This window comes from Advenella sp. EE-W14 (assembly GCF_012923605.1).
Taxonomy (GTDB): domain Bacteria; phylum Pseudomonadota; class Gammaproteobacteria; order Burkholderiales; family Burkholderiaceae_B; genus Advenella; species Advenella alkanexedens.
This window is the reverse complement of sequence record NZ_JAAVNG010000014.1, coordinates 101,168-116,770: the sequence shown is the minus strand read 5'-3', so window position 1 is coordinate 116,770 and position 15,603 is coordinate 101,168. Positions and strand designations below refer to the sequence as shown.

Annotated in this window: 8 protein-coding genes; 7 read left to right on the top strand and 1 reads right to left on the bottom strand. The window is 51.9% G+C overall.

What is annotated here, in order from left to right; genetic code table 11:
* Positions 1-13: 13 nt before the first annotated feature.
* The 4 genes from HCX92_RS13525 to HCX92_RS13510 all read left to right on the top strand — a co-directional run bounded on the left by HCX92_RS13525 (position 14) and on the right by HCX92_RS13510 (position 10,198).
* The gene (locus tag HCX92_RS13525; RefSeq protein WP_169295490.1) at positions 14-6,022 is read left to right on the top strand and encodes a translocation/assembly module TamB domain-containing protein; all 6,009 of its coding nucleotides are present in this window, start codon (positions 14-16) and stop codon (positions 6,020-6,022) included.
* Between the two features lie 113 nt (positions 6,023-6,135).
* Positions 6,136-6,699 (top strand): dCTP deaminase, encoded by a 564-nt coding sequence (gene dcd, locus HCX92_RS13520; RefSeq protein ID WP_169295489.1) that lies wholly within the window; start codon positions 6,136-6,138, stop codon positions 6,697-6,699.
* Between the two features lie 36 nt (positions 6,700-6,735).
* The gene (locus HCX92_RS13515) at positions 6,736-9,000 is read left to right on the top strand and encodes an arginine/lysine/ornithine decarboxylase (protein WP_169295488.1); all 2,265 of its coding nucleotides are present in this window, start codon (positions 6,736-6,738) and stop codon (positions 8,998-9,000) included.
* A complete protein-coding gene (locus tag HCX92_RS13510) occupies positions 8,993-10,198 on the top strand; it encodes an NAD(P)/FAD-dependent oxidoreductase (protein WP_169295487.1) in 1,206 nt (401 codons plus the stop codon). Before HCX92_RS13515 ends, HCX92_RS13510 begins: the two co-directional genes overlap by 8 nt.
* Positions 10,199-10,238: 40 nt before the next feature.
* Here the strand turns inward: HCX92_RS13510 and HCX92_RS13505 are convergent, their stop codons facing one another.
* Entirely contained in the window at positions 10,239-10,568 is a 330-nt protein-coding gene (locus tag HCX92_RS13505) for a GrlR family regulatory protein (RefSeq protein ID WP_169295486.1), read from the bottom strand.
* 296 nt (positions 10,569-10,864) lie between these two features.
* Between HCX92_RS13505 and gcvT the strand changes: the two genes are divergently transcribed.
* From gcvT to gcvP, 3 genes are all read left to right on the top strand, one after another.
* Entirely contained in the window at positions 10,865-11,968 is a 1,104-nt protein-coding gene (gene gcvT / locus HCX92_RS13500; protein ID WP_169295485.1) for a glycine cleavage system aminomethyltransferase GcvT, read from the top strand.
* A 145-nt stretch (positions 11,969-12,113) separates the two neighbouring features.
* On the top strand, positions 12,114-12,488 hold the full coding sequence (gene gcvH / locus HCX92_RS13495; RefSeq protein ID WP_169295484.1) for a glycine cleavage system protein GcvH: 375 nt from the start codon (positions 12,114-12,116) through the stop codon (positions 12,486-12,488).
* A 24-nt stretch (positions 12,489-12,512) separates the two neighbouring features.
* A complete protein-coding gene (gene gcvP, locus HCX92_RS13490; RefSeq protein ID WP_169295483.1) occupies positions 12,513-15,380 on the top strand; it encodes an aminomethyl-transferring glycine dehydrogenase in 2,868 nt (955 codons plus the stop codon).
* The last annotated feature ends 223 nt before the right edge of the window (positions 15,381-15,603 follow it).

The window sequence follows — 15,603 nt, the reverse complement described above, 5'->3', positions numbered from 1 at the left end:
GATCCGCGGGCATTTGAAAAATTGGTTTAACTGGAAAACCAGTCCTTTAGTGGTGCTTTTCCTGCTGGCCGCTTTTCTGTTCTGGGCATTGGGTACCAGTGCTGGCAGCAAATGGACTTTGCGTACTGTGCTCGCCCAGGTGGGCGGTGAAATGGATGAGGTTGAGGGGACAATCTGGCGCGGCCTTAAACTTGGACGGCTGGTGCTTGATACACCTGAAGTAAGCGTGGTGGCAAACAATGCCCGTGTTCAGGTTCAATGGCTGGAGCTTTTCAATCGGCGTCTTAAAGTGACCCATATGGAAGTGGGAGACCTGGATATCCGCCTGTTGCCGGTGCCATCCCCAGAGCCAGAAACGGAGTCGGGGCCTTTTACCATGCCGGGCCTGCCCGTCACCATAGAGGTGGATACCGTTCGCATAGGCAACTTTTCACTGGTGCAGGCCGATGGCAGTCATTTGCCGGTTGGTTTAAGCGGGTTTTGGGTTAGCAATTTGCGGGTTAACCAGGAACAGGCCAGCGGGAAAATTGACAGCGTGCATATCAGTCATGACCTGGTCAATAGTGACTTAAGTGGCAATCTTAAAATTACCCAACTCAAATCGCCCTGGCCATTGGAACTGGATCTTCAGGCCATGACATCCAGTGAAAACCGCGATTCCCCCATTTGTCTGGATCGTTTTCTGGTTACCTCCATATTCAGGGGGCAACATGGCAATCGTTGTACTTTTAATCTTGATCTGCAGGCACAGGGTTCGGCCGAGCGCCTGGATATTGCCCTGGAAGGAAGTGGGCAGGGCGTAAATCTGGACGCCAATACCGTGTTAAACCTGTTTGCACCGGTTCCCCTGGAAAATGCACATTTGGCACTGGCACTTGAAAATGGTGCTTCGCTGGTGCTTAATGCCGAACTGAAAGAAAAACAGGGTATTGAGGGTACAGACCGGCTGGAGGGCAGTTTGCTGAGTAATCAGCTGGCCTTGCATCAACTGCTGGCCGGTGCCGTACCGGAGTCACTGTTAACTGCCCGTTTCGGCTTCAAGGCAGACTTTGCCGGGCTGGGCAGGTTGCATCAGCTGGATGTGCAGGCAAAGATAGATGCGGCCAGCCGCTGGAACCGACAGCCTTTGTCGGGTGATATCAACTTGCAGCTTAAGAATCTGTCTTCGGCCGATGCGATTTATATCGACAACGCGCATATTGATCTGGTTCAGGGCCGAAATAAAATCCGCTCATCGGGCGGCTTTGGTCATGCTGACAGCCGTTTGTTGCTGGATATCAATCTGCCTGAATTGGCCAGCCTGTGGCCGGGTCTTGAAGGCAGCGGCAGCGCCAATGCAGAGGTGAACGGCTCGTTGGCTAAGCATGGCGCATTTCTGAAAGCCACATTTGCTGAATCCAGGGTCAGGGAACTGGGCAAGGCACCTGTCAGTCTTGAAACCCGCCTTGACGGTGCGTTGATTCAAAATGAGCAGGGGCAGCCGGTGTGGCAGGGTGATATTGCCGGCCTGAGGCTGCAACATGCGAACATTCGCCTGGAGCAGCAGGATGCGTTGGCGCTTTATTTTGCCCCGGATGCCCGTGACCAGGAAAAGCAATGGTCAGTGGGGGCGTCGCAATTCAAGCTGGTTTTGAATGGCAAGCCGGCAACCCTGGCGCACCGGTTGTCTGAAGGCAGCCAGCGTGGCTGGAAAACACAGGGGGCGTTCTCTGATTTAACGCTTAGTCATTCCTTGATGACTGATATCCAGCAGGCCCTGGCAGGTGGAAACGACGCAAAACCGGTGGCTGCAAAAGCCAAACAAATCGCCGATGTTGTTTACGATGGTAATTGGGATTTCCAGCAAGTGCAGGCCTTGACCGGTACGGTCAATTTGCAGCGTACCGCAGGCGATAGCATTTTGCCACTGGCGGTAACCATTCCTCTGGACTTCAATACCCTGGCGATTCAGGTGAAAGAAACCCATCAGCTTGATGAGTCCCCACTGATGGTCATTGGTGCTACCGGGCAGGGCAACAAGTCTTCCCTGGATATGAGCCTGAATCTTGATCTGGACTCGCCTTTTCCTTTACGGGATGGCCATGTAAACCTGGGCCTTACTGATAACTCCCGCCTGCAGCTGAAAACCGTGGTGCATGAAAACCAGGGTGAAAACAGCGGGGATAAAATCAGTACCACGTTACACATGCAAGACCTGGCGCTGGACAAACTGCTGGCGGGCGCAGTGCCCCCGGCCTTATTGAATACCGATATTCGTGTGGACATAGATTTGCTGGATCAACAGGAAATCAGGAGTGTGGTGCTTGATGCCCGTTTCAGCCCGCCAAGCCGGTGGAACAATCAGCCCCTGGACGGGCATTTGAAAACCCGTATTGATACCAGTGGCTTGTTTGCGTCCACCCCGGTTGGTATTGATCCTTCAGCACCGCAAGCGGTCAGGGCCAATTATGAAAACCTGAGCGTGTCAGAGACCGATATTTACCTGGTGCAGGGCAATAACCGGATAGCCGGTTCGGGCGGTTTTGGACAGGCACACAGCCAGTTGGCGCTTGATGTGAATGCGCCCACACTGGCCTCATTCTGGCCAGGTTTGCCGGGCAGCATTCATTTCAATGGTGTTCTGGATGGTAATTTGCCGAATCACAAGCTGGCTTTGCAGGCCATGTATGCCGATGCCGCCGATAATCGTCTTGGCAAGGCACCGGTCACTCTGAATCTGGATCTTCGCGGACGCTGGGCCAGTGCCCGGGAAGGCAATAGCTGGGTGGGTACCCTTGGCGTACTGGATGCCAAACATGCCGGTATCCGGCTGTTGCAAACTTCACCTTTGTCGTTTTCGCTGATGCCTTCCGCGGTTGGTGATATGCAGTGGACGGTTGGTCCATCTGCCTTAAGCCTTGAATTGCCCGATGATCATCGGGTGTCCATCTTGCAGGAAGGGGCCCGGGGCAGTAACGGGAAATGGCAAACCAGCGGAGCCATCAAGGATTTGGCCATTAGCCCTGAACTGATTGATCAGGTAAGACAATTAATAGATCCAGCCCTGAAACAAAAACTGGCCAGCGCCAATGGTAAAAAGAAAGAAGAACGTAGGGAAGTGGTGCTGGATGCCGACTGGAATTTGGACTTTGACCGGTTCTTGCTGGGGAGTTTGAATCTTGAGCGAACCAATGGTACCGGTGTTTTGCCGTTTGCCACACCGATACCACTTGATTTTCATGCGTTAAGCCTGGATATCACGCAGCAGCCGGGTGGTGAAGGCCAGGGTGATCTTATCCACCTGAGCGCTTTGGGTCAGGGTGAGAAATCAAGCCTGAGTGCCAATATCAATGCCGATATGCTGTCTGCCTATTACTTGAATGATGCTGATATCAGTGTCAGTCTTCCTGATGGCTCTGCCTTGCAAACCCGGGTAACGGTAACGCCCAATGAGGCCAATCGCTCGTATCGTATTCTGGGTTCATTGGCCACGCAAAAGCTGGCGCTGGGTAAACTGCTTGAAGGCATTATTCCTTCTTCAGTGGTTGGGGCAAGGCTGGAGCTGGATTCGGAACTGTCTCCGGATGTTGGTCTTTTGAATGTGTCAGTCAAAGGGGATATTGACGAGGGCAGTCAGTGGAATAAGCAGAAACTGGCAGGCAAGTTTGATGTTGCCCTGTTGCGCCAACTGGGTTCATCCGGTGGTGTGGCTGTTGGTGCGATTGATCCACATGTTTATACCATTCCCAGGGCCGATATCAACCTGACGTTGGGCGGCAGTGCCATCAAGTCAGCAGGTGCTTTCGGGCAGGCCACTGATAAACTGAGCTTGTCGGTGAATGCTCCGCGGTTTTCCGATTTCTGGCCAGGTTTGCCGGGCAGCCTGGTTTTGAATGGCAATCTCGATGGTTCGCTTGCCAGTCACGTGCTTGGGCTTAAAGGCACGTTTTCACAGGGCAAGTCAACAGAATTGGGTCGGGCACCGGTTGGTTTTGATGTAGGGTTAAAGGGCTTCTGGGGAGAACTGGCTGCGGGCGCTGATGGCTGGAAGGGTACCCTTGAGCGGCTCCAGGTCTCACATGCCGGATTCTCGGCCAATCAGGAAAAACCGCTGGAGGCCATGCTCCTGCCTGCCGGGGCGGGGGGCAAGCCTGAGTGGCAACTGGGTGTGTCCCAGTTAAGGATTGGCCTGCCAGGCAAGCATGAAGTGGTGATCAACCAAGAGGGTGCCAGTGGCCGGGATGGAAACTGGGCCAGCAAGGGGTCTATCAATCGCCTCTTAATTAATCCTGCTTTGGTCAAAGACATGCAGGAAGTGCTGGGTATGTTGGAAAACAACAAGAAGAGCAACGGGAGGATTGTCGACAATCGCAAGAAGCAGGCTGTTGATGAAAACCTGCTCTTTGATTTTGACTGGGATCTGCAGTTTAATGGTACCCTGGCAGGTACGGCCAACCTGAAGCGGATTGGCGGTGATTTCGTGGTTCCTCTTCAGAATCCCCTGGCATTGGGTTTGAAGCAAATGTCCCTGGCTGTCAAGGCTAATCCGGTATCAGGAACCCAAAGTCAGGTATCGGCCGATCTGCTTATTGATACCCGGGACAAAGGTACCCTGACAGCCCGTGTCAATAGTCGCATGAATGGCATGACGCCTGATATCAATGGTGGGACCAGCGTTGCCCTTAAAGGCCGGCTGGACGATATTGCCTGGCTTTCCGCTTTCACCGGAGAGCTGCTTGACCTGGGGGGCAGTATCAATCTTGATATGACGGCGCAAAGCAGTACATCGGGTCAATGGTCAACCTCAGGATCGGTAACGGGCAATAAAGTGAGGGTTGTGCAAATTGAAAATGGGGTGCGCCTGCTGGACGGGACACTTAATGGTACTTTCCGCAATAATGAATTTGTGATCAACACCCTGCATTTTCCTTCGGTCATCCGGGTGGTGCCAACCGAGTGGCGTACCCGGCAATGGATTGAAGAAAACCCGCCGGCCCAGAAAGGCAGCATGAATATTACCGGTCGCTGGAACCTGATGACAGCCAAGGGTAATGCCAAGGTAGTGCTTGAATATTATCCGATCGTACAACGGGCTGACCGTTTTGCCATGGTCAGTGGCAGTGTTGATATTGATGCCAGCCTGCCTAATATTGATATTGATGGCAAGGTAACGGTCGATGCCGGGTGGGCCAGTATTGATATTCTTGGTACTGTCCCCACGGTGGATAGCGACGTGGTTGTGCTTCAGCCTGGCCAGAAAGAGGTGGTGCCAAGTCAGTCCACCACAAACCTGAATCTGGATTTTACGGTTGATTTGGGGCCGCGGTTTTATCTGGTGGGCATGGGCCTGAACTCGGGTCTTGTGGGTGACCTGAATATTACTCAACGAGATGGTCGCCTGACGGCATTAGGGGCATTTCGCACCCGTGGTGGTGCCATCGAGGCGTATGGACAGCGTTTGCAAATTCGTCGCGGACGGATCACCTTTCAGGGCAATATAGAAAATCCGGTGCTGGATATTGAAGCCATCCGGACCGGTCTCGAGGTAGAGGCCGGTTTGCGAGTGGTGGGCACGGCCAGAAGACCACGGATTACGCTGGTCTCTTATCCTGATGTGAGCGAAGTTGAAAAATTGTCCTGGCTGATTATGGGGCGTGGCCCTGACAGTAACGGTGGGGATATTGCCTTGCTGTTTTCGGTGGGGTCATCCATCTTGGGGGGTGGTGAGCCTTTTTACCGGCAATTGGGGATAGATGATGTGGCCGTGCGTACCGGTGACTTGGGCAAATCAGGCAGTGTTTTGCCTGAGCAAACTGTGGCCTCCGGTCTGGAGTTTGATTCTTCCAGTAATTTGTCAACCCAGTTTTTTGTTGCCAGCAAGAAATTCGCCAATGGGGTGACTGTCAGTGTGGAACAGGCTTTGGCAGGAACCGGTACGGTAGTCAAGGCCAGTTATAAACTGTTCAGATATATAACGGTTGATGCAAAAGTGGGTACAACGAATGGTATTGAATTTGTCTATCGGCGTTTTTTCCGGGATTGAGGGAAATCAGAGTTGCCGGTCTTCAGGTAAGGCTACAATTCTATATTCAATTTATGAAGCCGGTTTTGGCGAAAGACAAAATCGGTTTGTGCAATTTCACTGAGAGTAAGGCAATGAGCATAAAGAATGATCGTTGGATCCGGGAGGCATCGGCTGCCGGTATGATCGAACCCTTCGAACCGGGGCAGGTTCGCTCGGTAAATGGTGAGAAAATCGTCAGCTATGGTACCAGCAGCTACGGCTATGATGTCCGTTGTGCCAATGAGTTCAAGATTTTTACCAATATCAACTCCACGATTGTCGACCCCAAGTCATTTGATGAAAAATCATTTGTTGATTTTGTGGGTGATGTATGCATTATTCCGCCCAATTCCTTTGCTCTGGCCCGTACGGTGGAGTATTTCAGGATTCCCCGCAACGTGCTGACCATTTGTCTGGGCAAAAGCACCTATGCCCGCTGTGGAATTATCGTCAATGTCACGCCCCTCGAACCCGAATGGGAAGGCCATGTGACGCTTGAATTTTCAAACACCACTCCTTTGCCGGCCAAAATTTATGCCGGTGAAGGCTGTGCCCAAATGCTGTTTCTGGAAAGTGATGAAGAGTGTGAGACTTCATATAAAGACCGTGGCGGCAAGTATCAGGGTCAACAGGGCGTAACACTGCCAAGAACATAATAGTTGCTCACCGTATTGTGAGTGAAGGAGTTTCGAATGAAGTTTCGCTTTCCCATCGTTATTATTGACGAAGATTTTCGCTCGGAAAGTGCTTCCGGGTTTGGTGTACGAGCCCTGGCCGATGCCATCAAGGCGGAAGGGGTAGAGGTGCTGGCCGTGACCAGCTATGGGGATCTCAGTTCGTTTGCCCAGCAGCAAAGCCGGGCCAGTGCCTTTATTTTATCCATTGACGACGAAGAGTTTGATGTGGATTCTCCCGAAGACGTTGCGTTTGCGATTAAGAACCTGCGGTCGTTCATTGGCGAATTGCGTTTTCGTAATGCTGAAATTCCGATTTACCTGTACGGTGAAACCAGAACTTCCCAGCATATCCCCAATGATATTTTGCGGGAATTGCATGGTTTCATTCATATGTTTGAAGACACGCCCGAGTTCGTGGCACGCCATATTATCCGCGAAGCGCGCAGCTATCAGGACAGCCTGCCACCACCGTTTTTCCGTGAGTTGGTTAAATATGCCCAGGATGGCTCTTATTCCTGGCACTGCCCGGGCCATTCGGGTGGGGTTGCCTTCCTGAAAAGTCCGGTAGGCCAAATGTTTCACCAGTTTTTTGGTGAAAACATGCTGCGTGCCGACGTTTGTAATGCGGTCGAAGAATTGGGGCAGTTACTGGATCATACCGGACCGATTGCCGAATCAGAAAAAAACGCGGCCCGTATTTTTCATGCCGATCATTGCTTTTTTGTGACTAACGGTACGTCCACTTCCAATAAAGTGGTGTGGCATGCCAACGTTGCGTCCAATGATGTGGTGGTGGTAGACCGTAACTGTCACAAATCCATTTTGCATGCCATTACCATGACGGGTGCCATTCCGGTGTTTTTGCGTCCAACACGCAATCACCTGGGGATTATCGGTCCGATTCCCCTTGAGGAGTTCGAGCCTGAAAACATCATGAAGAAAATAGAGGCCAATCCGTTTGCCCGCAATGCGCTTAACAAGAAGCCGCAAATCCTGACGCTTACCCAAAGTACGTATGACGGCGTTATTTATAACGTTGAAATGATCAAGGAAAGGCTGGGTGATATGGTTGAAAACCTGCATTTCGATGAAGCATGGTTGCCGCATGCTGCTTTTCATGAGTTCTACAACAATATGCATGCCATTGGTGAAGGACGTCCGCGCAGCAAGAATGCCATGGTGTATGCCACGCATTCCACCCATAAACTGCTGGCGGGTATTTCACAGGCTTCCCAGATTGTGGTGCAAGAATCCGAAACCCGCGAACTGGACCGCAATATCTTCAATGAAGCTTATTTGATGCATACCTCAACCTCTCCCCAGTACGCGATCATTGCTTCCTGTGATGTGGCGGCAGCCATGATGGAGCCGCCGGGTGGTACCGCCCTGGTAGAGGAAAGCATCCGCGAAGCCATGGATTTTCGTCGTGCCATGCGTAAAGTCGCTTCTGAATATGGCAAGGATGACTGGTGGTTCAGGGTATGGGGTCCCAACCGTCTGGTGGCTGATGATATTGGTACACAGGAAGACTGGTTCCTGCGTTCAGGCGAGGAATGGCACGGTTTTGGTGATCTGGCCGAAGGCTTTAACATGCTTGACCCGATCAAGGCCACCATTGTGACACCGGGCCTGAATATCAATGGCAGTTTTGATGCCACCGGCATTCCGGCGGCACTGGTTTCCAAGTACCTGACCGAGCACGGTATTGTGGTTGAAAAAACCGGACTGTACTCTTTCTTCATCCTGTTTACCATTGGCATTACCAAAGGCCGCTGGAATACCATGCTGACGGCATTGCAGCAGTTCAAGGATGATTACGACCGAAATCAACCCCTGTGGCGTATCATGCCCGATTTTTGCGCGAACCATAAGCAGTACGAACATATGGGTCTGCGCGATTTATGCCAGATGATTCACGAGGCATACCGGGATCATGACGTGGCCCGCCTGACCACCGAAGTGTATTTAAGTGATATGGTGCCCGCGCTCAAACCATCCGATGCTTTCGACAAGATGGCGCATCGGGACGTTGAAAGGGTGAGCATTGATGATCTTGAAGGAAGGGTAACCGGTGTTTTGTTAACCCCTTATCCTCCGGGTATCCCCCTGTTGATTCCAGGCGAGCGCTTCAATAAAACCATTGTGGAGTACTTGCAGTTTGCCCGTTCTTTCAACGCAAAATTCCCCGGTTTTGAAACGTTCATTCATGGTTTGGGTACTGACGTTGATAAAAACGGCAATACCCGTCTGTATGTGGATTGTCTGAAGCTTGATGAGTAACGGTACGGTGTTTGACGTTGCCATCATTGGTGCGGGGGCGGCAGGCATGATGTGTGCCGCTGTCGCCGGCCAGCGTGGCCGGAAGGTGGTATTAATTGATCATGCCACCAAGCTGGCCGAGAAAATTCGTATCTCTGGCGGTGGTCGATGCAATTTCACCAATCTGGGGACCACCTACCAGCAGTTCATTTCCAGCAATGTCCGGTTTTGCCGCTCGGCCCTGTCGGCCTATACTCCGCAGGATTTTCTGGCCCTGCTGGCGAAATACAAGATAGCCTGGCATGAAAAGCACAAGGGGCAGCTGTTTTGCGATCACTCCAGTGAGGACATTATTCATGTTCTGCGTACTGAATGTGATCTGGGCAAGGTGGCCTGGCGTATGGGGTGTACCGTCAATGAGATCCAACGGCCGGAAGAGCAGTCATTTGTGCTGCACACATCAGCGGGAACGATTCGTGCCGCAAAGCTGGTAGTGGCCACTGGCGGGATGGCCATTCCCCAGCTGGGTGCCAGTGACTATGGCATGAAAATCGCCCGCCAGTTTGGCCTGAAAGTGGTGGAGCCCCGTCCGGCCCTGGTGCCCCTGACATTTGATGCTGACACCTGGCGGCGTTTCAGTACGCTGGCGGGTGTGTCACTTGAAGCGGTGGTGGCGACCGGTAGCGGTAAAAAGAAACCGCAGTTTCATGAAGATCTGCTGTTTACCCATCGAGGTTTATCGGGGCCTGCTATTTTACAGATTTCCAGCTATTGGGAGCCAGGCAGCCCCATCATGCTTGATCTGCAACCAGAGCAGGATCTTGAGTCTGCATTGATTGAAAAGAAATCGGGCAGCCGCCAGCAGTTGTTAACCGTATTGGGTAATATGTGGCCCAAACGGCTGGCAGAGTGTTGGCTTGAAAACCTGGGCATTGCCCATGATACGCGCCTGGCTGATATGCCCGACAAAAAAATAAGAGAGTTGGCCACCCTGATTCATGACTGGCAATTAATACCAACCGGTACGGCCGGGTATAAAAAAGCCGAAGTCATGAAAGGGGGGGTGGATACCGCAGAGCTGGATCAGAAAACCATGGAATCCAAAAAACTGCCAGGCCTGTATTTTATAGGTGAAGTGGTTGATGTAACAGGTTGGCTGGGTGGTTATAATTTCCAGTGGGCCTGGGCATCCGGAGTGGCCTGCGGGCAGGTGCTTTAATCTTTGAAAACAAGCAGCCTGCAAGGCTTGGCCAAAAAGTTTATAAATCTATATTGGCTATTTTGGTGGCGGCAATTTTGATTTCACGACCACTGGGTGAGTAGCCGGTCATTTCAAAGCCGGTTTCGGTTTTGACACCGGTCAGGGACAGGTCAAAGGCATCGTTGGTGGTGCCGAATGCTTCGTTGGTCTGGGCTTTATAGGCCTTGATTTTCAGGTTGGCCACCACTTCATCAGGTGTAGTGGCCTGAATGGTTCCAGAGTAAAGATAATTGGCATCTCCACCACGGATACGGGCATCTTCAATAACGGTAATGCCGGGGTTTGTCTTTGATTCAGCAATCAGGGTTGCATAAAAACCATTATCCATAGTTGGCTCCTTTTGGTTGTAATCGGGTCTACATTAACAGACTTTTCATGATAGTGATATGACAAAAATACGTAGACCCGTTAAATGATTGGTACTTGGTAAAACCAGGAGGTTAGTTTGTAACATGAATCAGTCTGGTGGGCAGTTCTGGTAAATACCTAGAAAACAGCTTATTTATTGCCGTTAATTAGTAATATAATTTTCAGAAATGGGAGGTTCAGGTAGTTATTTGCATGGCCTTGCCATATCCGGGCAGTTTCTTTGCCAATCAATAAAATACCAATCAGGGTTTCCCCATGTCATCTGAAAATCTTCAATTTACCCCTTTGCACGACACGCATGTTTCGCTGGGCGCCAAAATGGTGGATTTTGGCGGCTGGGACATGCCGGTGTCCTATGGTTCACAAATCGAAGAGCATCACGCGGTGCGCAATGCCGTGGGGATGTTCGACGTTTCCCACATGTTGAATATCGATGTTTCCGGGGCGGGGTCATTTGATTTCTTGCGCCATGTGCTGGCCAATGATGTGGCCAGGCTCACTGTTCCAGGCAAGGCTTTATACAGTTGCATGCTCAACCCCGAAGGAGGGGTGATTGATGATTTGATTGTGTATTTCTTTGCGCCTGATAACTGGCGTTTGGTGGTCAATGCCGGCAGGGCCGGGGTTGATGTGGCCTGGCTGCAGGCGCAGGCTCAACAAGAGGGGCCAGGGCAGGTCGTGATTACACCCCGTCATGACCTGGCCATGATTGCCGTGCAGGGGCCGCATGCCCGGGAGAAGGTCTGGAATGTCCGTTCCGGCCTGAAAACGCAAACCGAATCCCTGACACCTTTTACAGCGGTCTTTATTGAGCCGGATTTCATGGTGGCCCGTACCGGCTACACCGGAGAAGACGGTTTTGAAATCGTGATGCCTGCCACACAGGTGGTGGCTTTCTGGAATGATCTGCTGGCTCAGGGGGTAAAACCGTGTGGCCTGGGTGCCCGTGATACCTTGCGCCTTGAGGCCGGCATGAATTTATACGGTCAGGATATGGATGAAACCATCCAGCCCGCCCAGGCGGGTTTGGCCTGGACGGTCAGTTTTAAAGACGAAGCCCGTGATTTTATTGGCCGCCAGGCCATTTCCCAGGATCCAAAGCGCAATGCTTTTATGGGCATCAAGCTGAATGAGCGCGGTGTGATGCGGTCTCATATGAAAGTCAGGACCGAATTGGGCGAGGGCGAGATTACCAGTGGTACCATGTCACCCACTTTAGGATTTTCCATCGGTTTTGCCCGTTTGCCTGAAGGCGTTCAGGCCGGTGACCCGGTCCAGGTGGAGCTGCGTGGCAAATGGCTGCCGGCAACCTTGTGCGCCTTGCCTTTTGTGCGACATGGCAAGCCATTAGTGTCTTGATCCGGCGGTTTTGCGGCTCACGGGTCTTGGAAATCTTGAACAAATCAGTGTCAATATTACGTTTAAAACGTGCTTGTTATAAATTTTACGTTTAAAACGTGTTTGTTATATATAAATAAATTTGTCAATCAGGAGTGATTAATCAATGAATTTGCCTACCGATCGTAAATATACCAAGACTCATGAATGGGTTTTGGCAGAAGGTGACGTATTCCTGGTCGGTATTACCGATAATGCACAGGATCAGTTGGGTGATCTGGTTTATGTGGGAGATGTGAATGTGGGTGATACCCTGAAGGCCGGTGAAACAGCGGCAGTGGTTGAGTCGGTCAAGGCCGCTTCAGATATTTATGCGCCTGTTGATGGTGAAATTGTGGCTTTTAATGAAAGCCTTGAAGAGGAGCCCAATTTGATCAACGAAGACGCTTACGCAAACTGGATCTTCAAGATAAAGCCCAATAACCCGGCAGATCTTGAAGCCTTGCTGGATGCCGCCGGTTATCAGGAGCAGGCTGAATAATCACCATTTTTATGGGATAAAGATATGTTGCGTACACATAAGGATGTGTCCCAGGCGTTTATTGGTCGACACGTAGGGCCTACCGAGGCCGAGCAGAAAAAAATGCTGTCTGTTATCGGGGCTGAAAGCCTGGATGACCTGATTGAGGAAATTGTGCCTGCGGGTATTCGTCTGGCAGGCCCTCTGGCGCTGGATCATGCCCGCAGTGAAACCGATGTGCTGGCTGAACTCAAGCGTATTGCATCGGGCAATAAACTGTATCGGAACTATATCGGGCAGGGTTACTATGGCACACACACGCCGAATGTGATTTTGCGCAACATTCTTGAAAATCCGGCCTGGTATACCGCTTATACCCCTTATCAGCCTGAAATTTCCCAGGGCCGTTTGGAAGCCTTGCTGAATTTCCAGACAATGGTGGCTGATCTGACCGGATTGCCGGTGGCCAATGCCTCTTTGCTTGACGAAGCCACGGCTGCTGCCGAGGCCATGACCTTGGCAAAGCGGGTATCAAAATCCAAAAGCCAGGTGTTTTTTGTGTCCATGCATTGTCATCCGCAAACCATCGCGGTGGTTCGTACTCGTGCCGAAGCCCTGGGGATAGAGGTGGTTTGTGGCAATGAGCTGGAAGATATCCCGGATTGTTTTGGGGTGTTGCTGCAGTATCCGCATAGTCTTGGCGGGGTACTTGATTACGCCAGTCTGACCATGGCCCTGCAGGCAAAAGGCACGGTTGTTGCCGTCGCTACCGATTTGCTGGCCCTGGCCATTTTGAAAGCCCCCGGCGAATGGCATGCCGATATTGCCGTTGGCAGTGCGCAGCGCTTTGGGGTGCCTTTGGGGTTTGGCGGTCCACACGCCGGGTTCATGGCCTGTAAAGATGCCTTCAAGCGCAATATGCCCGGTCGCTTGGTGGGGGTTTCGCTAGATGCCCAGGGGAACCCGGCATTAAGGTTGGCCTTGCAAACCCGTGAGCAGCATATTCGCCGTGAAAAGGCCACGTCCAATATTTGTACGGCCCAGGTCCTGCTGGCGGTAATGGCCAGCATGTATGCGGTTTATCATGGGGCTAATGGTATTCGTGCGATTGCGCAGCGGGTTTATGTGTGTACGCTGGTGTTAAAAGAAGCCCTGGCCCGACTGGACTTGAGTACGGTTAACGATACTTTCTTTGATACCTTGCAGGTAAAAACAGCCTTGGCGGCTGAGGTGATCAAGGCAGCCCTGAATGCGCAAATCAATCTGCGTCAGCCTGACAATGACAGTTTTGCGGTGTCTCTGGATGAAACGGTAACGCTTGAAGATCTTCAGCAGCTGGTGAATGTGATTGCAGCCGGTGTTGGCAGGGCAGCGCCAGATGTGGCCGGGCTTTATGCCGAACTGGATGTTTTTGTGCCCAATAGTGTGGCCAGGCAGTCTGCCATTTTGTCGCATCCGGTTTTTTCCAGTATTCATTCCGAAACTGATATGCTGCGTTATTTACGCAGCCTTGCCGATAAAGATCTGGCTCTTGATCGCAGTATGATTCCATTGGGCTCCTGCACCATGAAACTGAATGCGACGGCAGAGATGATGCCCATTACCTGGCCCGAGTTTGCAAACCTGCATCCTTATGCACCGCGCGATCAGGCGGCCGGTTATCAGGAGCTGCTTGATCGTCTTTCGCATGCCTTGTGTGAGGTCACGGGCTACGATTCGATTAGTATGCAACCCAATTCAGGGGCCCAGGGAGAGTATGCAGGGCTTTTGGCGATTCGTGCCTATCATCAGGCCAATGGCCAGCATCAACGCAATGTTTGTCTGATTCCCGCGTCTGCGCATGGCACCAATCCGGCCTCGGCGCATTTGGCGGGCATGGATGTCGTGGTGGTTGCGACTGATGAAAATGGCAATGTGGATGTGAGTGATCTTAAGGTGAAGTTGGAAAAGCTGGGTGATCGGGTCGCGGCCTTGATGGTGACATATCCCTCTACGCATGGTGTGTTTGAAGAGGCGATTACCGAGATTTGCGAACTGGTGCATCAGGCAGGCGGGCAGGTTTATCTGGATGGTGCAAATATGAATGCAATGGTGGGGCTGGCCAAGCCAGGCCTGTTCGGTTCCGATGTGTCTCATCTTAACTTGCACAAGACGTTTTGTATTCCGCATGGCGGCGGTGGGCCAGGTGTGGGGCCGGTTGCGGTGCGTGCCCATTTGGCGCCCTATTTGCCAGGTGTGTTGGATGAGCGGGGGCATCGTGATGACCATGCGTTGATGGGGCCGGTGTCTGCGGCACCTTTCGGGTCTGCCAGTATTTTGCCCATTTCTTATGTGTATATCGCTTTAATGGGGGCCGAAGGCCTGAAACGGGCGACCGAGGTGGCTTTGCTGAATGCGAATTATATTGCGAAGCGGCTGGCGCCTTATTATCCGGTATTGTATTCGGGACGTAATGGGCGCGTTGCCCATGAGTGTATTCTGGATTTGCGTCCTGTTAAGGAAAGTAGCGGGATTACGGTGGATGATGTGGCCAAGCGTCTGGTGGACTATGGTTTTCATGCGCCCACGATGAGTTTTCCGGTGGCGGGTACGCTGATGGTTGAGCCGACCGAGTCGGAGAGCCTGAGGGAGTTGGATCGGTTCATTAATGCGATGATTGCGATTCGCAAGGAGATTGAGCAGGTCGAGAAGGGGCAGGTGGATGCGCAGGATAATGTGCTGGTGAATGCACCACATACGGCGCAGATGCTGGTGGCGGATGTTTGGGAACATGGTTATTCCCGTACCGAGGCGGCTTATCCGTATTCGGTGTCATCGGATGGCAAGTATTGGCCACCGGTGGCGCGGGTGGATAATGCTTATGGGGATCGGAATCTGGTTTGTACTTGTCCGCCGCTTAAGGACTATGTTTGATTTTGGTGATTTGAGTCTTTAGTTATTTGAGCCCGTTCTTTTTGAAAGGTGCGGATTCATCATTCAGGTTTGCTCTGACGCCGCTACGCGCCGGATTCGCTGCACCTGAACGATGAATCCGCTTTTCTTTGTTTTGGGCGGGTGGTTTCTTCTTGAAAGGGATGGTTTTCAGATTTGTGGCAGGCGAAGCCTGACGGGGTGGTTGTGTGCACCATCCCAGTCC

Bases quoted from the DNA above. Each gene is read 5' to 3' on its own strand.
- HCX92_RS13505 (WP_169295486.1), bottom strand. From the start codon at position 10,568: ATGGATAATGGTTTTTATGCAACCCTGATTGCTGAATCAAAGACAAAC.
- gcvH (WP_169295484.1), top strand. From the start codon at position 12,114: ATGAATTTGCCTACCGATCGTAAATATACCAAGACTCATGAATGGGTT.
- HCX92_RS13510 (WP_169295487.1), top strand. From the start codon at position 8,993: ATGAGTAACGGTACGGTGTTTGACGTTGCCATCATTGGTGCGGGGGCG.
- dcd (WP_169295489.1), top strand. From the start codon at position 6,136: ATGAGCATAAAGAATGATCGTTGGATCCGGGAGGCATCGGCTGCCGGT.
- HCX92_RS13515 (WP_169295488.1), top strand. From the start codon at position 6,736: ATGAAGTTTCGCTTTCCCATCGTTATTATTGACGAAGATTTTCGCTCG.
- gcvP (WP_169295483.1), top strand. From the start codon at position 12,513: ATGTTGCGTACACATAAGGATGTGTCCCAGGCGTTTATTGGTCGACAC.
- gcvT (WP_169295485.1), top strand. From the start codon at position 10,865: ATGTCATCTGAAAATCTTCAATTTACCCCTTTGCACGACACGCATGTT.